Annotated in this window: 14 protein-coding genes; 7 read left to right on the top strand and 7 right to left on the bottom strand. The window is 68.0% G+C overall.

What is annotated here, in order from left to right; translation table 11 throughout:
• The first annotated feature begins 17 nt into the window (after positions 1–17).
• From K2R93_09460 to K2R93_09470, 3 genes are read left to right on the top strand one after another with little or no spacing between them, the layout of a single operon-like run.
• Positions 18–260, top strand: coding sequence for a FeoA domain-containing protein (locus K2R93_09460; GenBank protein ID MBY0490052.1), 243 nt, complete (start codon positions 18–20; stop codon positions 258–260).
• Positions 261–279: 19 nt separating this feature from the next.
• Complete coding sequence (gene feoB / locus K2R93_09465) at positions 280–2,415, top strand: ferrous iron transport protein B (protein ID MBY0490053.1); 2,136 nt, start codon at positions 280–282, stop codon at positions 2,413–2,415.
• 1 nt (position 2,416) lies between these two features.
• Entirely contained in the window at positions 2,417–2,557 is a 141-nt protein-coding gene (locus K2R93_09470) for a FeoB-associated Cys-rich membrane protein (GenBank protein MBY0490054.1), read from the top strand.
• 14 nt (positions 2,558–2,571) lie between these two features.
• Here the strand turns inward: K2R93_09470 and K2R93_09475 are convergent, their stop codons facing one another.
• The 3 genes from K2R93_09475 to K2R93_09485 are packed head-to-tail and all read right to left on the bottom strand — an operon-like array spanning position 2,572 to position 5,011.
• Entirely contained in the window at positions 2,572–3,270 is a 699-nt protein-coding gene (locus K2R93_09475; protein MBY0490055.1) for a hypothetical protein, read from the bottom strand.
• Positions 3,267–4,007 (bottom strand): haloacid dehalogenase-like hydrolase, encoded by a 741-nt coding sequence (locus K2R93_09480; protein MBY0490056.1) that lies wholly within the window; start codon positions 4,005–4,007, stop codon positions 3,267–3,269. The genes K2R93_09475 and K2R93_09480 overlap by 4 nt, the downstream gene beginning before the upstream one ends.
• On the bottom strand, positions 4,004–5,011 hold the full coding sequence (locus tag K2R93_09485) for a DMT family transporter (GenBank protein MBY0490057.1): 1,008 nt from the start codon (positions 5,009–5,011) through the stop codon (positions 4,004–4,006). The genes K2R93_09480 and K2R93_09485 overlap by 4 nt, the downstream gene beginning before the upstream one ends.
• Positions 5,012–5,055: 44 nt before the next feature.
• Between K2R93_09485 and K2R93_09490 the strand changes: the two genes are divergently transcribed.
• Positions 5,056–5,490 carry a hypothetical protein gene (locus K2R93_09490; GenBank protein MBY0490058.1) on the top strand — a complete coding sequence of 145 codons (435 nt, stop codon included), beginning with the start codon at positions 5,056–5,058 and terminating at the stop codon, positions 5,488–5,490.
• A gap of 131 nt (positions 5,491–5,621) precedes the next feature.
• Here K2R93_09490 and K2R93_09495 read toward each other — a convergent pair whose 3' ends face one another.
• The 4 genes from K2R93_09495 to K2R93_09510 form a co-directional block, all read right to left on the bottom strand.
• A complete protein-coding gene (locus K2R93_09495) occupies positions 5,622–6,362 on the bottom strand; it encodes a C40 family peptidase (GenBank protein MBY0490059.1) in 741 nt (246 codons plus the stop codon).
• An 88-nt stretch (positions 6,363–6,450) separates the two neighbouring features.
• On the bottom strand, positions 6,451–10,227 hold the full coding sequence (locus tag K2R93_09500) for a PAS domain S-box protein (GenBank protein ID MBY0490060.1): 3,777 nt from the start codon (positions 10,225–10,227) through the stop codon (positions 6,451–6,453).
• A gap of 432 nt (positions 10,228–10,659) precedes the next feature.
• Positions 10,660–15,246, bottom strand: coding sequence for a translocation/assembly module TamB domain-containing protein (locus K2R93_09505; protein MBY0490061.1), 4,587 nt, complete (start codon positions 15,244–15,246; stop codon positions 10,660–10,662).
• Positions 15,246–17,480: a BamA/TamA family outer membrane protein gene (locus tag K2R93_09510; GenBank protein ID MBY0490062.1), complete on the bottom strand. Its 2,235-nt coding sequence runs from the start codon at positions 17,478–17,480 to the stop codon at positions 15,246–15,248. Before K2R93_09510 ends, K2R93_09505 begins: the two co-directional genes overlap by 1 nt.
• A 116-nt stretch (positions 17,481–17,596) precedes the next feature.
• Between K2R93_09510 and K2R93_09515 the strand changes: the two genes are divergently transcribed.
• The 3 genes from K2R93_09515 (at position 17,597) to K2R93_09525 (ending at position 20,709) form a co-directional block, all read left to right on the top strand.
• Entirely contained in the window at positions 17,597–19,165 is a 1,569-nt protein-coding gene (locus tag K2R93_09515) for an ABC transporter substrate-binding protein (protein ID MBY0490063.1), read from the top strand.
• Between the two features lie 146 nt (positions 19,166–19,311).
• On the top strand, positions 19,312–19,710 hold the full coding sequence (locus tag K2R93_09520) for a four helix bundle protein (protein MBY0490064.1): 399 nt from the start codon (positions 19,312–19,314) through the stop codon (positions 19,708–19,710).
• Positions 19,711–19,791: 81 nt separating this feature from the next.
• On the top strand, positions 19,792–20,709 hold the full coding sequence (locus tag K2R93_09525) for an ABC transporter permease (protein MBY0490065.1): 918 nt from the start codon (positions 19,792–19,794) through the stop codon (positions 20,707–20,709).
• The last annotated feature ends 7 nt before the right edge of the window (positions 20,710–20,716 follow it).

Genomic DNA, 20,716 nt, shown 5'->3' on the forward strand with positions numbered 1-20,716 from the left:
TTCAGTCTGCTTCCGATGTGGCGCCGCGCACCTGCGCGTTGAACGCCTGTCGGGCAGGCACCCGCGCGACGGTCATCGACATCGAGTGCTCGGGCGACGAAGCGTGCCGCCTCCGCGCCCTCGGGCTCTGCGAAGGCACCGCGGTGAACATCATCGATTCCCGCGACGCCATGCTCCTCGAAGTGCGGGGGACGCGCCTCGCGCTCGGCTCGGCGCTCACCGCCGGCATCACCGTGCGCCCCGTCGCACCGCGCGCCTGACCGCGCACTGAAGGCTGCCATGTCGGTGGACGTCGCCGCCCCGGCGACCCCGGATGTCGTCCGCGTTGCCATCATCGGCAACCCCAACACCGGCAAGACCACGCTCTTCAACGCGCTGACCGGCCTCCGGCAGCGCGTCGGCAACTTCGCTGGCGTCACCGTCGAACGCGTCGAAGGCGCCTTCCGCGGCCCCGACGGGCGCCGCATGCTCACGCTCGACCTGCCGGGGAGCTATTCGCTCTCGGCCGGCTCCCCCGATGAGCGCATCGCCCTCGAAGTGCTCCTCGAGCGCGACGCCGAAAGCTGGCGCCCCGATGTCGTGCTCGTCGTGGTCGACGCGGTGCACCTCGAGCGCAACCTGTTTCTCGCGAGTCAGGTCCTCGAGCTCGGCTTCCCGGTCGTCATCGCACTCAATCAGATCGACGTCGCCGAGGCCGAAGGCATTCGCATCGATGTCCCCGAGCTGATTCACGAGCTGGGCGTGCCCATCGTGCCCACCGTCGCCAAGCGCGGCGAAGGGCTCGAGCCGCTCAAGAAGGCGCTGCTCACCGCGCTGACGCTGCCGGCACCCGAGCGGCGCTTTACGCTCCCCGAGTCGGCCGCGCGGGCGCTGCAACCCCTCGAAGCGTGCCTCCTGGCCGACGGGCTCAAGCCCATCGCCGCGCGCATGGAAGCGTTGCGCCTGCTCGGTGTGGCCAAGACCGAGGCGCATCTCGAAAAGATCGCCGGACTCGACGACGCCATCGCCACCGCGAGTGCCGCCCTGCGCGCCGAGGGCTATCAGCCCACGCGGCTCGAGTCGGAAGTGCGGTATCAGTGGATCGCCGACGTGCTCGAACGCACCGTGCGCCACGAGGTGCACACGCGCGGCAACCTGAGCGACAAGGTCGATCGCTGGACGCTCCATCGTGTCTGGGGCCCGGTGATCTTCCTCGCGCTGATGGCGCTCGTCTTTCAGTCGGTCTTCTCGTGGGCCACACCCATGCAGGACGCCATCGAAGCGGGTATCGCGTTCCTGGGTCGTGAAGCGGGGCAGTTCATCCCTGAAGGCGACCTGCGATCGCTGGTCGTCGATGGTGTCTTCGGTGGCGCGGGCTCGGTGCTTGTCTTCCTGCCGCAGATCGCCATTCTATTCGCCTTCATTGGCCTGCTCGAGCACTCGGGCTACATGGCGCGCGCCGCATTCATCATGGACCGCGTGATGCGCAAGGTCGGGCTGCACGGCAAGAGCTTCATCCCCATGCTGTCGGGATATGCGTGCGCGGTGCCGGGCATCATGGCCACACGCACCATCGAAGATCCCAAGGACCGGCTCGCCACCATCATGGTGGTCCCGCTCATGAGCTGCTCGGCGCGCCTGCCGGTGTACACGCTGCTCATCGGCGCATTCGTCCCGGCCACCGCGCTCATCCCGGGGCTCACGCTGCAGGGTGCGACGATGCTGGGCATGTACCTGCTCGGCACCGTGGCCGCGCTCGTCGCGGCCGCCGTCTTCAAGCGCACGCTGCTCAAGGGCCCGGTGCGCCCCATGATCCTGGAGCTCCCGCCCTATCGCTGGCCGAGCCCCAAGTCGCTGGCGGTGTCGGTCTACCAGCGCTGCGTGCTCTTCCTGCGCCGCGCGGGGACGGTGATTCTGTCGCTCTCCATCGTGCTCTGGGCGCTCGCGACCTATCCCAAGGCCGACGCGCAGCCGTTCATGTCGCCGGAAGCACAGCAGGAGCATCGCCTCGAGCACTCCATGCTGGGCAAGATCGGCCACACCATCGAACCCCTCGTGCGCCCGCTGGGGTACGACTGGAAGATCGGCGTCTCGATGGCCGCGAGCTTCGCCGCCCGCGAAGTGTTCGTCTCCACGATGGGTACGATCTACGGCGTGGGCAGCGAGAACGATCAGGCGCTCACCCAGCGCCTGCGCGACGAAGTGCGCCCCGACGGCCGCAAGGCCTACACCCCACTCATCGCGGTGGGGCTCATGGTGTTCTATGTCTTCGCCCTGATGTGCATGAGCACCACCGCCGTCACCGCCCGCGAAGCCGGCGGCGGTCGCCTGGGGTGGAAGTGGGCGGGCATTCAGTTCGTCTACATGCTGGGTCTCGCGTACCTCGCCGCGTGGATCGTCTACGTCGGCGGCACCGCCCTCGGCTTCGGAGGCTGAGATGACCGTGGACACCCTGATCGTCGTCGCGATCGTCGGCACCGCGCTCGCCTACACCGCCCGCCGCGCCTGGAAGCAAGTCCAAAGCGCCCGCGCCAAGCGCGCCGGACACGACTGCGGCTGCGACAACTGCGGGCACTGATCGGCGTCAAGCAGCTACGACAGCGTCTCCTGCACGCCAATCCACGCGTCGTCGAGCTCGGCAAAGACGCGCCGTATTTCCTCGATCCAGCGGCGCCAGTCGGCCAGGCGCGTGTCTTCCGCGCCGCCGAGCACGGCCTCCTGGGCCACTCGCGCGCGCATCAGGGCGGCAAAGATCGGCTCGGCTTCGTCTTCCAACGCGGCCTCGAGCGCGCGGCGTTCGGCGACATCGGTCGGCGCGGCCGTCGCCGCCAGTTCTTCGATCGCGCGCGCGACCGCATCGCGGAGTTGTGCCGCATCCATCAGCGCGACCTGACGAGACGGATCGGAGACATCGACCACCGCCCGTCGCACCGCGAGGAGCGGCGCGAACCAGCGATCATGCGCGGCCTGCAACGCCGCCGTGCCGCGCACCGCGCCGAAGTGGCGCAGTCCACGCGTCAGCTCCGGCATGCGGCAGGCGCGGTCGAGCAGGCGCAGCGCCACCGGGCGGAGCGCGTCGTCACCGGTGAGTTCGAGCACGTCGTGATCGCGCAAATACAGCGTGACCGACGCGGGCCCAATGTGCACCCCCTCGAGCCCATCGAACGCCAGCTGCCACGGGGCGGCGTCCTGCCAGCTCAGCACCAGCGCATCCGCCTCCACCGAGACCCGCGCAGGTCGGGCGATCTCGCGCCCTCGCACCATGCCCACCACGCGCACGTCGGCCATCATGAGACGATCGCCTCCACCACCGCCTCGGTGTCTTCGAGCGTCGGGAAGATCGCGTGCGCTTCGTGCGCACCGAGTGCCTCTACCGCGTAGGAGCCGGTCGCCACGCCAATGGCGCGCGCGTTGAGACTGCGCCCGCACGCCAGATCGGCCGGCGTATCGCCGATGATCACGAGCTGTTCGCCCGGCACATGGGCCTTGAACCACGCGCAGGCGCGCTGCCGCGCCACCGCCGGCAGCATCGGGCGATGCTCGTGATCACTGCCGTAGGCACCGATCACGAAGTGGCTCGCATCGAGCCCCACCGCAGCGAGCTTGCGCTCGGCGCCTTCGCGAATGTTGCCGGTGAGCAGGCCGAGTGTGACGTGCGATTCCCCGCGCAGCCGCTCCAGCAGCGCCGGCACGCCGGCCAGGTGGCGCGAGACGTCGCGATGCGCCGCGAGCTCGATATCCAGTCGCTCGAGGTAGATCGCGCAGATCTCCTCGAAGCGGGGCAGGATCTCCTCACGCGGGACACCGGCGTACTCCATCTGCTCACGCACGATCTGGCGATCGGTCTTGCCATCGTAGCGAAAGGCCGGATCACCCGGCTTGCCAAAGACGGTGCGCAGCGCGTGCTCCATCGCCTTCCGCCCGGCGCCGCCGGTCAGCAGCAGCGTGCCGTCAATGTCGAACAGCACCACGCGCGCCCGTGCATCGATCGTGGTATCGAACGTCGGCTCGTGCCCCGCGTCACTCATGTGCCAACTCCGGTGGAGGCTTCCGCATCGGCCAGCTCATCCACCTTGGCGGGCTTCATGCGCGACAGGCGCGAGAGCAGCAGGCCGGCCATGATGAAGCCGGCGCCCGTGAGCTGCCAGCCGGTCGGGGTTTCGTGGAGCATCACCCACGCCACCGCGAGCGCGATCACCGGCTGCAGGTTGCTGTACAGCGACGTGCGCGTCGGGCCCAGCACGCGCACGCCGCGATAGAAGAGCAGATACGCCACCACCAGCGCACCGATGCCCGCGTAGGCCACCGCGCCCCATGCGCCCGGGCTCAGCGTACCCCAGTCGAGTGCCACCATCCCCGGGGCCGCCGCGATCAGCATCACCCCGGCGCCGCTCGCCATGGTGATCGCCGACAGATGCATCGGGTGCGCGCGCTGCGTGTACGGCTGCAGCAGCACGCTGAACAGCCCCCATGCAATGCTGCCGGTTGCGATCAACGCCGCGCCGAGCATGACCTCCGGGCCGCCGTCGATGCTGTTGGTACTCCCCACGACGCATCCCACGCCCACGAGCTGCAGCCCGATCCCCAGCCAGCCCTTGGTGGAGACGCGCTCGCGCCCGAGTAGTCGCGAGATGATGGCAATCCACGCCGGCCCCGCCGCCACGATCAGCGCGGCCACACCGGCCCGGGTGCGGGCCAGGCCAAAGATGAACAGCAGCTGGTACAGCCCATTGCCGAGCAGCCCAAGCGCCATCAGGCGCAGTGTGTCCGCCCGGCTGGGCCATTTCGCATCGCGCACCAGCGCCGCGATGGCGAAGAGCACGACCGCCGCCAGCAGCATGCGCGCGCCATTGAACACCAGCGGTGCCATGCTGGCGAGACCCGCCTTGACGACGCTGTAGTTGACCCCCCAGATGACCGCCATGAGGACCAACCCGGCATCGGTGATCCCGAAGCCATGGTGCCCCTCCGGCTGCCCATCGGCTGGTGTGGTCGCGGTGGCGGCACCACGCGGGGATGCGGACGTCGACATCCCGGAATGTAGACACCGCATGCCGGGGTCAGGTAGCTTGCGGGATGCACGTATCCTTTGCGCTCTTTGCCGACGCCGCGAACATCTCCCAGGAAGGGAAGCTCAACATCCTGGGCGTCTTCGACGCGGTCCACGTCGGTCAGATCCCCGCCCTGCACCCCCGGGCGACGTTCGTCATCCGCATCAAGGCCACCGGCGCTGACGTCGGCAAGCACGCCCTCGCCGTCCGCTGGATCAACCCCCGCGGCGCCGAACTCTGGGGCTCCGACGCCGAACTCGAAGTCGGCGCCGCCCCGCCGGGGAACGCGGAGCTCGACATGCCCGTGATCCTGCAGCTCGACCTCCCGCTCGACATGATCGGCGACTACCGCATGGCCATGCGCATCGACGACGGCGCGGAAGTCACCAGCATCCTGCACGTGAAAGCCAGCGGAGCGCCAACGGCGGTGGTGCCGGGGAAGGCGGGGATGGTTTCGTAAGAGGAGCGTATACAAACGGCGTATACGAAGGGCGTATACGTGTCGCGTATACGAACCTCGGGAAACGCGGTTCTCCGCTTCATGTATACGATCACGTATACGCCCCACGTATACGCCCCAGGTATACGCAGTTACCCCACCACTCCCCGCGCAACAACCTGCCCCGCAAGCCGCTCCACATACGCGTCACCCTCAACCGCTCGTTCCGCGCAAACCCCTCCCCGCGCCAACGAGCTGTGCACAAACCCGCCGTCGCCCGTGCCGATCGCGACGTGCGTGATGCGCCGATCGTCGCGGTCTGAGAAGAACACCAGCTCGCCCATCGCGAGCCCCTCGAGCGACGACGCCGGGGTGGCGTGAATGGCTTCGGCCTGCTGCCACGCATCACGCGGCAACCGCACACCGTGCGCGCCGAAGGCGCGCTGCACGAGACCGGAGCAGTCCACGCCCCATGGCGAGACGCCGCCCCACACATACGGCGCGCCGCTGAAGTAACCAAGGGCCGTGGCGACGATCGCCGACGCGGTCTGCGGAAAGCGCGCGCGCTGCGCGGCGGCGTCGATGACCTCGCCGCTCACGACTTCGTCGCCCGGCGCCACGCGGGCGCCAAATGGCAGGGCGCGGACGATGCCCGTGACGCCACGCGTCACACACCCCAGCGACAGCCGCCACGTCGCCTCGCTGCCCGTACTCGGCATCACATAGCCGCGATGCAGCCACCCCTCATAGGCGTCCGGCCCGCGAACCCTGAGCCAGTCGCCCGACGCGTCGAGCATCTCCACCACCTCGCCATGCAGCAGCTGCGAGGTCAGCGGACTCGAAACCCGGGCCTCTGCATTGAGCGGGGCAAGTGCAGCGCGGATGGTAGGCACCCTCTAAACCTAATCCGCCCCCACCACTCCGGCACACCACGCAAACTCCCACTCGCCTCTCGCTTCTCCATTGAAATCCAGATCGCCGTTAGGCGATCACATCCACCAGCCGCGCCGTAAGGTCCGCCAGCGTGAACGGCTTCGCCAACACCGGTCGCCCCGTCCGCCGGATAAACCGTGACGCGGCTTCGCTGTGGAGGTCGCCGGTCATGAACAGCACCTTGGCCGCCTGATCCGGGTACGCCGCTTCGATGGTCTGGTAGACCTCTTCGCCCGTCATGCCGCTCATGCGCAGATCGAGCAGGATCACGTCGTAGCGATGCTGCTGCAGCAGTTCGAGCGCGCTGCGGCCGTTGCTGGCGAGATCCACCGTGTACCCCTGCCCGCGCAGGAAGCGGCTGATCGTGGTCCGGAGCGTCATCTCGTCTTCGATGAGCAGCACGCTGCGCACCGCGCCCACCGCGGCGGTGCTCACCGGAGTGGCGATGCGCAGGCCGGCGTCGGCGCCATTCGGCAGCGGGAGCCGCACCGTACAGGTGACCCCTTCGCCGTGCCGCGAGCGCACGTCCAGCCAGCCGCCATGCTCGCGCACGATGGCGTGCGCGATGGTGAGACCGAGGCCGCGATGGCCGCGCAGGCTGCGCGTGGTGAACATCGGCTCGATCACGCGCGGCAGATCACTCGCCGGAATACCCGGCCCCGAATCGGCGATCTCGACCACCACATGCGGGCCTTCGAGTCGCGACTGGACCCGCAATTCGCGCTCGCCGGTGTAGTCGACCAGCGCCTGTTCGGCGTTCGCGATGATGTTCGTGAACACCTGCTGCAGCTGCAGCGGGTCACCGTCCACTTCGAGCAGCGTATCCGCGAGGTCGGTGACCAGATGGATACGCGCCGAGCGCAGCGAGTAACCCTGCAGGTCGAGCGCGCGACGCAGCACGGTATTGAGCGGAATGCGCCCCGGCTGATCGGTGCTCGACCGCACCTCGCTGCTCCCTTCGAGCAGCTGGTTCACGATGCGGCTCGCGCGGCGCGCTTCGTCCACGATCTGCTCGAGCGCCTTGCGATCGTCGTCGGCCAGCGTGGGCGAATCGATCTGCAGTTCGGCCAGCGCCAGCAGGCTCGCGAGCGGGTTGTTGAGCTCATTGGCCACGCGGCCGAGCGACTGCCCGATCGCCGCCAGACGCGCCTGCTGCCCCCGCGCCTCGCGCTGGACTTCGTCGTTGGTGATGTCGCGAACGATGCCGAGGGCGCCCACGACATGGCCGCCTTCGTGAATCGGCGCGCTCGTCACCATCGTGAGCCGCGACCCCTGCGCGCCCAGGCAACGCAGCTGATTGCGACGACGCTCACCCATGAGGGTGGCCGCCATCGCCATTTCCGCCTCGCGGCGATCGGCCGGGTCCACCAGCATGACATAGTGCTGCCCAAGCACCTGCGCGCGCGTCAGCCCCGCTTCATTGAGGAACGCCGGGTTCACGCTCGTAAAGCGCCCCTGCAGGTCCACCGTGAAGATGGCATCGGTCGCCGCATCGACGAGTCGCGTGTACAGCGCCTCCGACCGCTCGCGCGCAATGGCGTCGAGCCGCTGCTTGGTGACGTCACGCAGGCACGCCACCGAGCCGGTGATTTCCCCGAGCTCGATGAGCGGCGTGGACCCCACCTCCACCAGGCGGCGCGTGCCATCGGCACACACGATCTCGCATTCGTACTGCTGCGCCTTGCCACCGCGCACCAGCGCTTCGTGGCGACGCACCGTCTTGTTCCACTCGGGGGCCACGAACCGCGGCGCCGGCAGCCCTTCGAGGTCGTGGCGCTGCAGCAGCGCCCGCGCCGCGGGATTGGCAAAGGTGATGCGACCAGCCTGCCCGATGATCACGATGCCGTCGGAGACGGTGTCGAGCACGGCGCGATGCTGCTCGGCCAGGCGCGACGCGTCCGACACGTCGTCGAAGGTGATCACACACCCACCATCCGGGTGCGGCGCGGCAATGATCGTGAACAGACGGCCGCTCGACGACACGCGCACCGTGCCACGCACCGGCTGCCCTTCGCGCAGCGCACGCGCGATGAACGCGTCGATGTTGAGCCCCTCGGGCGTCTCACCCGCACCCACCAGCGCCTCGCGGAAGCGCTTGCCCAGCAGACCCGCAATCGTGCTGCCGCACAGTTCGGCCGCGCGGGCATTGCAACGGCTCACCGTCAGCGCCTCTTCCAGCACGACCAGCCCGCTCGCCGTGCTGTCGAACGCCAGCTTCCACTCGCGCGTCGCCTTCTCGACCTCTTCAAAGAGGCGGGCATTCACGATCGCCACGGCCACCTGGTCGGCGAGCCGCTGCAGCACCTTCGCATCTTCCTGATCGAAGCCGCGCTCGCGATTGAGCACCGCCACCGCGCCGATCGTGCCGCGACCGGTCCCCAGCGGCGCCACAATCGTGCGCTGGATCTTCATCAGCCCCGACACCACGCGGCTGAGCTGCATATCGGGCCCGAACTCATTCACCAGAATGAGCTCATTCGACAGCACCGCCCGCCCGACCAGACTCGCGCCGACCGGCAGGTGGAGCCCCGAGAGCACATCCGCCGAGCCCATCGCGGCCACGATATGCAGATACTCACCGGTGCGGAGCGCGATGCACGCGCCCTCCACGCCGAGCAGCGAGATCGAGTGGCGCAAAATGAGCCGCAGCACTTCACCCAGTCGCAGCGATTCGCCCACTGCGCGCGCCACATCGGCCAGCGCCTCGGTCGTGCGCCGCTCGCGTTCGCTCTCGGAATAGCGCCGCGCGTTGGCAATCGCCGTCGCCGCCTGCGACGCCATGGTCGCCAGCACTTCCTGGTCTTCGTCGGCGTACACATCCGCCAGCGTGGAGTGCACCGCCAGCACGCCGACCAGCCGAATGCCGACGCGCATGGGCACCGCCAGCACGCTCGTCGCCGCGCCCGACTCACCCACCACATCGTACATTGAGAGCGGCAGCGCCTTCCCCGCCTTCTCACGCAAGCGATCTGCATCACGGTCGCCCACGCGCACCGGCTGGCCGGACCGCGCCACCTCCGCCACGATGCCATCGCCCAGGCGCACCACGCCGCGCGTCCGCTCCATGCCGCGCACCACGCGCATCGCGGTGGTCAGCGTGTCGTTGTGCAGATCGGGAATCAGAATGGCCACGCCATCGCACCGCACCGCTCGCTGCACCTGACGCGCCAGCTCGCGCATGATCTCCTGCTCGTCGAGCGACCGCGTCAGCGACGCGCCGGCATCCTGGAGCAGCTGCAGCCGTTCCGACCGCTGCCGCGCCAGCGCCTCCAGCGCGTCATACGACACATGCTTGCCCAGGAGCCGCAGCAGCTCGTCCACATCGCGCAGCACCGACGGCGCGGGACGCAGGCCATCGCGGGGACCGGCAATCTTCACGATCCCCACCACTTCCTGCCGCGCGCCGCGCAGCACGCCGACGATCAGATCCGTCGCCAGCCACCGCCCATCAACCGACGGTCCCGACGGCTCGCTGCCAAAGAACTCACGCGCGACCCACTCGTCGCTCCCGTCGAGCACATAGAGGTCGCCCTCGCGATAGCGCTCAAGATGCGGCAGCCGCCGGCGCCACACCGCCCCCGGCAACGGCTTGAGCCCGGCCCCCGTCGTCGACGAAACCTCCGGCGAACCGGCCTTCGCAATGAACGTCGGATTGAGCGACGCATCACGCAGCGAGACCACCACGCGATCGAATCCGAAATCATGCAACGCATCGGCCGCAGCCTGCACGCGCAACGCCGTCGACTCGGCGCGATCAATCGCGTCGAGCATCTCACGCAGCGTCTGTGCCGGCGCCGAAGCAGAAAGTGAGGTCAGCGGATTCATGGGAGGTGCCCGAACGACGAGCTAGCCGAGCGCAGGGAAACAAGTTAGCAGCAATCCCGGCCCACGTTTCGTCACACCGCGCCATGACACCCTGTGCCAGCAGTGTGACGCTCGATCACACTCGCCGTCACAATTCACGTCACAATCGACGTCACAATTCACATCACAATTCACGTCACAATTGCCGACTTCACGGCAGATCTGAGGACCACTCGTACGCCCATCTCCATGCCACCCCGTGCTTTGGACAGGATCTCACGGATGACAGGGATCTCGCAGATAACCGAAACAGCATGCAGGGATTTCGAGGATCATCCGGATTCCGCGGATTGCCCCAAGCCAATCCCCACAATCCCCAAAATCCCCATTGCAGTTTCTGTTATCCCCGTAATCCCAAGGAATCCCGCAAATCCCCAGCAATCCCCCCAGGGCTCAGAACGTCCAGAAGCGGAAGAAGTCGATGCCGATCTGGGGAGGCGTCTGCTGGAAGGTGCGGCTGATCCCAAGGCGCCCGCACGCCTGCGCCGAGCTGCCCGGCTCGAGACCGAGGGAGGCCGAGAGGCCGCGGTCGAAGCGGCGCTCGAGTTTGACGCCAAGCCCCTGCGCAAAGAGCGAGAATGCGTCGCCACCGCCGTTCGACTGGGGGGCCAGACCGCAGAGGCCCGTGCTGAAAGTCAGATACGTGTTGCGGGCCACCTGCCCACCCACACCCACGCGGGTCGACGCAAGAATGCCGAGGCCATTCTCGCGCAGGTTGGCCGCTTCACCCGGCGCGAGCGCCGTCGGCTCCACCTGCACCACATCGAAGCGCCCGCCGGCGAGGCGGCTCGACAGATAGCTCCCCGCCAAACGCAGCGCGAGCGTCGCACCCTGCTCGGCGTACGAATTGGTCCCCAGCAGCGAGTACGCCGGCTCGCCCGTCACCAGGTAGCTGAGCATGTCGCTCTCCGGGAGCGGAGGATTGTCGGCGCTGGTGAGCGCGAGCGTCGGGCGGTTCACCGTGCCGCCGATGTTCACGCGGATGCGCACATCTTGGCGGTTCGAGTTCGCGCGCGTTTCGCGCACCACATGCAGGGCCGTAATATCGAGACTCGGCTCGAGATCCGGATCGCCGAAGAAGCGCACCAGCCCGCGCTCCACCTCGAAGCCCGGGCGGGCGATACCAAGGTTCAGCTGATAGGTGCCACGCTCGACCGTGAGCGAATCGGCGAGCGCCAGACGCGCCACTCCATCGCGCGAGACCGAGCGCGTGACGCGCAGCTGCCCGCCGAGCTTGAGATTCGCTTCCGGGCTGCGCAGCCACATGTCGTCGCCGATGCCGATGCGCACATCGTTGAGCTGCAGGTTGCGCACCAGCGAACTCGGCGCGCTCGGCAGCAGCGCATTCATCGCGAAGCGCGCCGTATCCAGCAGGTCGGCGTCCGTCAAATCCAACGCGCGCCGCTGCGCGAGCTGGTTGATGTACACGCGGCCGCGATCGAGTCGCACGGCGCCACGCACCCGCGGCGCCTCGCTCGATCCCGTCAGCGTGATCGGCGTGGGCGTCGTGAGCGTGATGCTCGCCGTGCGCGCCTTGTCGATCGCCAGGAAGTTGTTCGCGGCCAGCCGCAGGTCAAAGCTCGGCTGGCTGATGTCCGTGATCGCCACGAACCCCGACACCCCGAGCGAATCGGTCGGCAGGCCGCTCGTCGCGCCAAAGCGCCGGATATAGATGGTGTCGCCGGCGAGCCCGATATCCGCCCGGGCGTTGTCGAGCCGGATGCCCAGGTTGTTGAGCGAGAGTGAGGCATCATCCAGCCGCAGCTGCCCGCGCAAACGCGGACGCGCCCATGTACCGGTGAGGCTCACGTCGGTCTCGAGCGACCCGCGCGAGCGGGTCACATCCGGGAAGAGCGACTCGAGCAGCGCCAGGTTCGTGCGTGGCGACGTGATGCGCCCCACCAGCGGTTCATCCAACTGACGCTGGTGCGCTGCGACCAGCGCCAGATCCAGTGGTAAGCTGGCCGATGCTTCGAGCGCCGGCTTGCCATCGACCCGCAAACCACCGGCGACGCGCAATCGCAGCGAATCGTAGTGCGCCCGGGCATAGAGATCGCCAATACGCACGCGGCCCGCCACGGCGTTCCGGACGTCCATCGTGCCGTCGAGCAGCGGACGCTCACGCGTACCGCTCACATCGAGGCGGGCGCTGGCCGTGCCGGTGCTGAGGCCCGTGGTCCGGAGCAGCGCCCCCACATCGCTGAGCGGCACCCGGTCCATCTCGAAGCGCCCCGATACGATGCCGGCCGCGCCAATGACGCCGCGCATCGCGACCCGTCCGGTATCGGTGTGCTGCAGGACCAGCGAATCGAGGGCGCCCTGCCCACCACCGAAGAGCTGAATCGTGGCCGGCGCCACGAGCCCGAAGCCGCGCGGCTTGGCCATGCCGCTGTCCACGCGCACGAGAATCGTATCGAGGCGCACGTCGGTCGAATCGTGCCGGCGCGTCACCCCGCCGGTGAGCGCGATGCGAGCGTCGTTGGGGGTGCGCATCGTGAGGCTGAAACGCTCCGCCAACCCACCCACCAGCGTGCTGCGCCCGGCCACCGACGCCACGTCGATCCCACCGAACACCGCCGAGTCGGCCGTCAGACTCGCCTGGCCAGTGGCACCGCGCAGCACGTCGCGCACCTGCCCATCGATCGACGCGCGTCGCGTACGCGAACTGGCAACCACGACGTCACGCAGATCGGCGCGCACGTCGAGATCCAGCCCGCGCGCATCGAGGGTATCGATCGACCCCGCCAGCAGCGCCGACAGCTCCAGATTGCCGCGCAGCGTATCGGTCGGCAGCACGAAGGGCTTGGTCGTCGAATCCGTGGACGCGAGCCACGGGCGCAAACCGCCCAGCGAGTCGATCGCCATCGTCAGGCGCAGCGTATCGCGCTTGGTCTGATCAAGCCCCAGGGCGCCGCGCGCGGTGAGCCGCAGCGCCGAGCTCTCCACCGCGAGCGTGTCGATCTTCACCCGCCCCGAGTCGAACTGCATCGAGGCCGTGCCGCCGTACAACCGGGCGTCGGCAATGCGGGAGAACTGATCGAGCGTGACCTTGAGCGGCCCCACGATCGAGTTGATGATGAACTTGTCGGTCTTCGCGTCGAGGGTGGCCCGCATGTCCACCGTCCCCGACGCGTTCAACGTGGACACCGGCAGCGCCGTCGTGCCAAAGAGCGAGCGCAGGTTGCCACCGCGCACACTCCACGCGCCATTCGCGCCCATCACCGGGTCCAGCGCATCGGCCACGCCGGTGAATGACAGCTGCCCGCCCTCACCCGAGAGCGTGGCCTGCAGATCGAACTGCTCCGCCATCCCCTTCGCCTTGATACGCCCCACCGCTTCGCCACGCAGCGGCATGTCCTGATACGAGCGCGACAGCGTAGTGTAGCTGAGCGGGAGCGCCTGCATGTCCACATCGAACACCACGCCTTCCGGAATCAGCGTGTAGCGCCCGTTGCCGGTAAAGCGCGACGGCTGCCCCGGGCCGTCCACCAGCTCCAGATCGGCGTTGGAGAAGCGCGCGTCGTACCAGAGCGAATCGAGCTGCATCGTGCCGCGCGCAAAGCCGTTCAGCTTGGGGAAGAGCGGGTTCACGAAGCGCGGCGTGCGGAAATCGAGGTACTCCACCTTCAGGGCGACGCCCTTGAGGATCGCTTCCGCCGGCTGATAGATGTTCAGCATGCCGGTGGCCACTGCGCGCGACTCGGCACCCGGCACGTGCTCATCGGCAAACGCGAGCTTCGCCTCGTCGAGCTTCCAGTCGTGCAGGAAACCGCCGCGCCCCTTCACCGTCCCGGTGAGACGCCCCTGCCAGTCGAACGGGAAGGGTTTGGCATTGAACCAGCGCAGCAGGTCCGTGTGCGCCGGTTCGAGCCGCAAGTTCACATTGGTCAGCCGCGTGACCGGCCCACCCACGCCCCACGTCATGTCGCCCAACAGGCGCGACTTGAGCGAGCGTGCGTCCATGTTGGTGATCTGATACTCGAGGATCGACAGGTTCTTGGGATCGTTCTTGATGACGAGATCCATCGCACCGCCGCCACTGTGCGGAATCGTTTCGTCGATCCACGCCAGATCCGTCATCGCCACCGAGTCGCTCTTGAGGCGGATGTCATAGCGCACCGGCAGGCCGCCGCCCCACACCACCTTGGCGGTCCCGGCCGCGCGCGACTGCGGCAGGGTGAACCTCGCACTGTCGACCCACAGCGTGTCCTTCAGAATGCGTGCCGTGCCGCGGAGGTTCTGGAACCACATCGGCGGCGAATTCCACACCACATCCATGCGCCCCACCGCAAAGCGCAGCCCTGCCGAATCGGGATCGGCGATGCGCGAGCGCCCGAGATTGATGGTGCCGCGCAGGAATCGGAGCACATGCACGTACCGCCCGTCTTCCTGGCGGAATTCGTCGGTAAGGCGCGTCAGATGCTCGGTAATCGAACTGTCGCGCATGCGCCCGCGCAGCGTATCGCTCGGGAACCACGGCAGCCGCGCCACGAACTGCAGCTCGTGAATCGCGGTCGTGTCGATCACGATGTACTGCCCAAGCCGCGTGGTGCGCGGGCGCTTGGTCTTGTTCTTGTTGCGACCGATCGCGCGCCAGAGGTTCCAGTCGTCGTTGCCGTAGTCCACCAGCGTCACTTTCGGCCGCTGCACCTCGAGGCTCTTCACCACGATGCGCGAATCGAGCAGGTCGCGCGGATCGTAGGTGAAGTGAATCGGCCCCGACGAAATGAACGGCGTGCCGTCGGGCGCCTTGAGATCGAGCGTGTCGATGGTGATGTCGGTGAACAGATTGCCGCGCACCGTCCCCACATAGAGACGGCCGGGCACCAGGCGCTTTACCGCCGGCATCGCGGCGCGCAGCATCAGGTTGAGCCCGCGCTCGGTCTGCGTGAGCGCCACCACACCGGCCACCACGAGCGCGACGAGCGACAGCAGCACCGCTGCCGTCCCCAGCACGATGGTGCGCCGGCGCGGGGCCATCAGAACGCCTGCCCGATCCAGATGGACGGATTGAGCCGGCCGAGCAAGCTCGTACGGCGCGTCGGGCGGAACGAACTCGGGCACGGCCCGCTCTGCTGCACCGGCGGCGCGCCGGTCGCGCTACTCGGCGTGACCGGGAGGATGTTCCCCGGGCTCACGCAGTAGAGCGGCGCGACACCGGCCTGCAGTCGCGCGTTGTAGTACGCGGCGCCGGCGGGCTGATCGTAGCCGTTGTAGCCCAGGTCCACACGGATCGCCCCAAAGGGCGACGCAATGCGCACGCCCATCCCGGGCGTCACGATCACCGTCGGCCCCGCCGTGCGCAGCGCCGAGCGCGAGGCATCACCGCGATTCCACAACCGACCCGCATCGGCAAAGGCCGCGAGCTGCAGCAGCTTGGGCGCCACCGGGCTTGGCCACTGCACCTCAAGATTCCCCACCACCAGCGAATTGCCGCCCGTAGGCACAACACGCTCGGTCACGGTCTTTTCGTCGGCGCGATAGTACACCGCGCCACCCACCGTATCGGCGGTGAACCCACTCACGATGTACACCGCGGGCCCGAGCTCATTCTGCCGAAAGCCACGTACCGTGGTCGGCCCGCCGGCGTAGAGCCGCTCCTGCTGCGGGATGAAGCTCGTCACCCCCGTTGCCGTACTGCGCCCCTGCACCACGCCTGCGCGCAGGTGCGCGGTCACCGTCGCACCACCCGGCAACGCGCGATACCACGTGGCGTCGCCGATGGCGCGACTGAACTGCTGCGCGGCATCCGACCCGATGAGCGTGCTCGCATGCCGCGCCGTGAGCCGCAGCACCGTCCCACCCGAGGGGCGAATGGGATCATTCACCCGCTGGCGCGAGACGGAGTATTCGAGCGCGGCGAGGCGGTTGTTGCGCTGCAGGAACGTGCGCAGCACTTCGTCGCAGGCATTGAACACCGCACAGAAGAATGCCGGCTCCGCTTCCGTGCGTCCAAGTTCCAGCTGATAGCTCAGCGTACTCGGCACGCGCGCCGCCGCCCAGGCGCCGAACGGATCGGCCACCGACAGCACGCCACCGATCGGCGTACGCCGCAGGTACGCCTTGTACTCGCTGAGCGTGGAGCTGAACACCGTGAGGCTCGGCACGCGCGCCTGATTGGCACGCACCGGCTGCCGCAAGGTGGCCGACGTGTAGTAGTTGAGCGTACGGCTGTACGGATCGCTCCGCGCCTGCTGCTGACAGAGATTCGGCGCGCCATCGAGCGGAGAGCCGATGCCGATCTTGCTCAACCGCGCCGTCAGTTCGAGGCGCTGTGCGTACGGCAGAAAGTCGCGATCGGTGAGCGTGCCCTGCGTGCGGAAGCAGTCGAGCGTCGCCCAGCCAATGCCGCCGCGCGCCGCCCAGCGATCGCCTTCCACCAGCCGCACCGTGAGGTTCACGATCGTATCGCCGGCCGGCTGCAGCGAATCCGGCTGCAGGTCCACGCGCTGAAACGCGTCGGTCTGATAGAGATTCCGCTGCGCGTCGATGATCGCGCGCGCCGAATACCAGTCGCCGGTGCGCAGCGCCATCGCGCGGCGAATCGTCGGGTCGCTCACGCGGCGCTTGGAGGTGCCGCTGTCCACCTCGAGGGCGATGCGCCCGAGCTTCGCGCGCGCCCCCGGCACCACCTGCACCTCCACCTCGGCGGTGCGCTGCCGGGTGTTCGTCGTGTACGCGAGCAGCGCTTCGGCCTGCGGCCACCCCTGATTGCGCAGCCGGCGAAGGAGCGTGTCGCGCCCCGCCTCGAGCGCGCCGCGATCGAACAGCCCGCCCACCGTGATCGGAAAGTCACGGGCGGCGGTGCGCAGCTCGGGGGCGCCATCGACGCCGCGGAGCGCGAAGGCCGTCACCCGCATCGGCTCCCCTTCGCGAATGCGAAACGTGATCTCGATCACACCCGGCTTCACCGTCGTGACCGTCGTATCGACCTGCACATCGGGGAAGCCGCGGCGGCGATAGAGCGTCTCGAGGCGCCGCACATCGCGCGCGAACTCCACCGGATCGAGGCAACGCCGCTCGCCCACGAGCGGCAGCCCGGCAAACGAACTCGGCGTCGTGGCCACCGTCGCGGCGAGCGCGGCCGGCGTATAGGCCTTGTTTCCCTCGAAGCGGAGTGCGCGCACTTCCCGATCGCCCCGTTCGCAGGACAGATCCTGCGCGGTCGCCGAACGCGCGCTCAGGCAACTGAGGAGCGCGGCAACACCAGCCAAGGTACGGCGGAGACGGGGGCGGATTCGGAGGGAAATACGGCGGCCGAGATGGACGGATAGACGCACGTTCTATAGCCTACAAAGCTCACGCGTTTTCCACATCCAGTCAACCACGCATGCCGCGCACCGCACCGCTCGTTTTCTCCTCGCTGTTGGCCCTGACCGCCCTGACCGCCTGTACGGCGTCGGAACAGAGCCCCGTGCGGCACACCTTCGTGGACTCGCGCGACTGGAGCGACCCCGTCTCGCTCGATCCCGCGCGCGCGCCCGACGTGCCCGCCGGACGTGCGGTGTCGTACCTCTTCGACGGGCTCACACGCTTCACCCCCGGCGGTCAGGTGGAGCCCGGCCTCGCCACCAGCTGGGACGTGAGCGCGAGCGGCACCGAGTACACCTTCCATCTGCGACGCGGCGTGACCTTCCACGACGGCACGCCCTTCACCGCCAAGCAGGTGGTGAGCGCCTTCCGCCGCGTGCTCAATCCGGCCACCAAGGCCGGCACCGTGTGGCCGCTCTATCCCATTCGTGGCGCGCGTGACGTCGCCGCCGGCAAGAGCGACCAGCTCGGCCTCGCCGCCATCGACGACAGCACCGTCGTCATCTCGCTCGAACAGCCACTCGCCATCTTCCCGAAGCTGCTCGCCATGCCGGTGGCGAGCATCGTCCCCGAAAGCGCGGGCGACAACTTCAGCGAGAAGCCCATCGGCACCGGCCCGTGGAAGCTCGTCGAGTGGAAGCACGACGATTACCTCAAGTTCGCCAGGAACGCGTCGTACTTCGGCGGCGCGCCGAGCATCGATACGCTCATCGCGCGCATCATCCCCGAGCCGAGCACCGCCGTCGCCGAGTTTGAAAGCGGTACGGTGGACATCCTCTACATCCCCGAAGATCAGACCAAGGCCTGGGAGAACACCGACGAGCGCAAAGCCAAGCTCGTCAGCGCCCCCGCCTTGCGCCTCTGGTACCTCGGCATCAACAACACCCGCGGCCCGCTGAAGGACGTGCGCGTGCGCCAGGCGATCGGATACGCCATCGACGTCCCGACGCTTCTGCAGCAGCTCCTCGCCGGCCGCGGCACCGTCGCCGCCGGCGTGATCCCGCCCAGCCTCGACGGCGCCGACAAGAGCCGCACGCCCTTCGCCTACGACACCGCCGCTGCGCGCAAGCTGCTCGCCGACGCCGGCTATGCGAAGGGCGTGGACCTGGAGCTGTGGAGCTCGCAGACCGCCCCGTGGCCGCGTCTCGCCCAAACGCTCCAAGCCTACCTCGGCGCCGTGGGCATTCGCCTCAAGCTCGTCCAGCGCGACGCCCCGAGCATGCGCGCCGCCGCGCGCGCCGGCCAGACGGATCTCGTGATCAAGGACTGGTACGCCGACTACCCCGATGCCGAGAACTTCCTCTATCCGCTGCTGCACAGCGCCAACGCCGGCCCGGGCGGCAATGTCTCGTTCTACAAGAACGCGACCTTCGACAAGCTGGTCGACGAGGCGCGCCGCGAGTCCGATGCCGCGAAGCGTACGGCGTTGTATCGGACGTCAGACTCACTCGCCTACGGCGACGTGGGACTGCTGCCGCTGTTCTTCTACAACGAGGTGTACGCGGTGCAGCCGTGGGTGAACGGGTTTGAGGTGCCGGTGATCTTTAATGGGCAGCGGTGGACGAAAGTCACGCTTGGGGGGAAGTAGAGGGGGGGTCAACGGCTGAACTGCGGGAAGACTTACTGCGGGAAGACTTACTGCGGGAAGACGTACGGCGATTGACTGCGTTGGAATGGTTGGGTGCGCGTCGGAATGATGTCACTGACGCGCACCGGTTTTGCTAGAGTCGCCGTATGAGCGATTCCAGCAATCTCCGGGTACTTGGTGCGGCTGAGGATTTCGCCGCAACGGTACAACAGGCCATGAGCCGCGTCGACAACTGGCGTGTGCCTGGCGAGCGCGCACAGCTATTGCGCGCCTCTTCATCGGTTGCCGCCAACATCGCGGAGGCGGCACGACTGGGCACCGATGCGAACATGGTGCGCCAGCTCCGTCTGGCCTTGGCCTCCGCCGAGGAATGCGGCGTACACCTTCGGCTGATCCATGAGGCGAGAGCCCTGGACCCGATTTCGATCAAGCGCTGCCAGATCAAGCTCGCGACGGTCTCCAAGATGCTCTACGGGTTCATCCGAGCCGTGGAAGAACGCGAAGCCAGAGCCGAGAATGACCGGAGGGACAAGAAGCGGAGGTAACCCTCGCCGTACGTCTTCCCGCAGTAAGTCTTCCCGCAGTAAGTCTTCCCGCTTGTCGGTAGCCGTACGATCTTCCCCACCGTGCTCCAACTCCTAACCCGCCGCCTCCTCCTCAGCCTCCCCACCCTCGCCGGTGTCCTCGCCGTCGTCTTCCTCCTCCTCTACGTCGCGCCCGGTGATCCGGTGCAGGCGATGGTGGGCGAGCGGGCCGATGCGGCCACGATTGCGCGGTTGCGGGCGGAGCTGCGGCTCGACGATCCGTTGCCGGTGCAGTTCGTGCATTACGCGGGCGGCATCCTGAAGGGCGACCTGGGGCGCAGCTACATCACGAATCGGCCGATCGTGCAGGACATCGCCGAGCGATTCCCGCGCACGTTGCTGCTCGCGGGCGCGGCGATGCTGTTGGCGACGATCACGGGCGTCACGATCGGCGTGCTCGCCGCGGTGAAGCCGAACGGCTGGTTCGATCGCCTCGCGCTGGCCACGACGTATCTCGGGATTTCTTTTCCGGTGTACTGGATCGGCCTGTTGCTGATCGTGCTCTTCGCCGTCACCCTGCGCTGGCTCCCCGCGTCGGGCTTTGGCCGCCCGGAGTTCCTCGTGCTGCCGGCGCTCGCACTCGGCTCGCGCTCCATCGCCTATCTCGCCCGCGTCACCCGCGGCGCGATGCTCGAGGTCATGGGCGCCGACTTCGTGCGCACCGCCCGCGCCAAAGGCCTCGCCGAACGCGTCGTCATCACGCGCCACGCCCTCCGCAACGCGCTCATCCCCGTCGTCACCGTCATCGGTCTGGACTTCGGTGCCTACCTCACCGGCTCCATCCTCACCGAAACCATCTTCAGCTGGCCCGGCATCGGCCGCTACGTGGTGATGGCGATTTCACGACGCGACCTCCCCGCCGTGCAGGGGACGGTGTTGTTCCTGTCGGTGGTATTCGTCCTGGTGAATCTGGCGACGGATGTGATGTACCAACGAGTGGACCCGCGGGTGAGGGCGTAGCGAGGCG

The organism is Gemmatimonadaceae bacterium (genome assembly GCA_019752115.1).
In the GTDB taxonomy this organism is placed as follows: Bacteria; Gemmatimonadota; Gemmatimonadetes; order Gemmatimonadales; family Gemmatimonadaceae; genus Gemmatimonas.

What these genes read in the sequence shown, in the direction of transcription:
- feoB (MBY0490053.1), top strand. Translation starts at nt 280, where the DNA reads ATGTCGGTGGACGTCGCCGCCCCGGCGACCCCGGATGTCGTCCGCGTT.
- K2R93_09470 (MBY0490054.1), top strand. Translation starts at nt 2,417, where the DNA reads ATGACCGTGGACACCCTGATCGTCGTCGCGATCGTCGGCACCGCGCTC.
- K2R93_09475 (MBY0490055.1), bottom strand. Translation starts at nt 3,270, where the DNA reads ATGATGGCCGACGTGCGCGTGGTGGGCATGGTGCGAGGGCGCGAGATC.
- K2R93_09480 (MBY0490056.1), bottom strand. Translation starts at nt 4,007, where the DNA reads ATGAGTGACGCGGGGCACGAGCCGACGTTCGATACCACGATCGATGCA.
- K2R93_09485 (MBY0490057.1), bottom strand. Translation starts at nt 5,011, where the DNA reads ATGTCGACGTCCGCATCCCCGCGTGGTGCCGCCACCGCGACCACACCA.
- K2R93_09490 (MBY0490058.1), top strand. Translation starts at nt 5,056, where the DNA reads ATGCACGTATCCTTTGCGCTCTTTGCCGACGCCGCGAACATCTCCCAG.
- K2R93_09500 (MBY0490060.1), bottom strand. Translation starts at nt 10,227, where the DNA reads ATGAATCCGCTGACCTCACTTTCTGCTTCGGCGCCGGCACAGACGCTG.
- K2R93_09505 (MBY0490061.1), bottom strand. Translation starts at nt 15,246, where the DNA reads ATGGCCCCGCGCCGGCGCACCATCGTGCTGGGGACGGCAGCGGTGCTG.
- K2R93_09515 (MBY0490063.1), top strand. Translation starts at nt 17,597, where the DNA reads ATGCCGCGCACCGCACCGCTCGTTTTCTCCTCGCTGTTGGCCCTGACC.
- K2R93_09520 (MBY0490064.1), top strand. Translation starts at nt 19,312, where the DNA reads ATGAGCGATTCCAGCAATCTCCGGGTACTTGGTGCGGCTGAGGATTTC.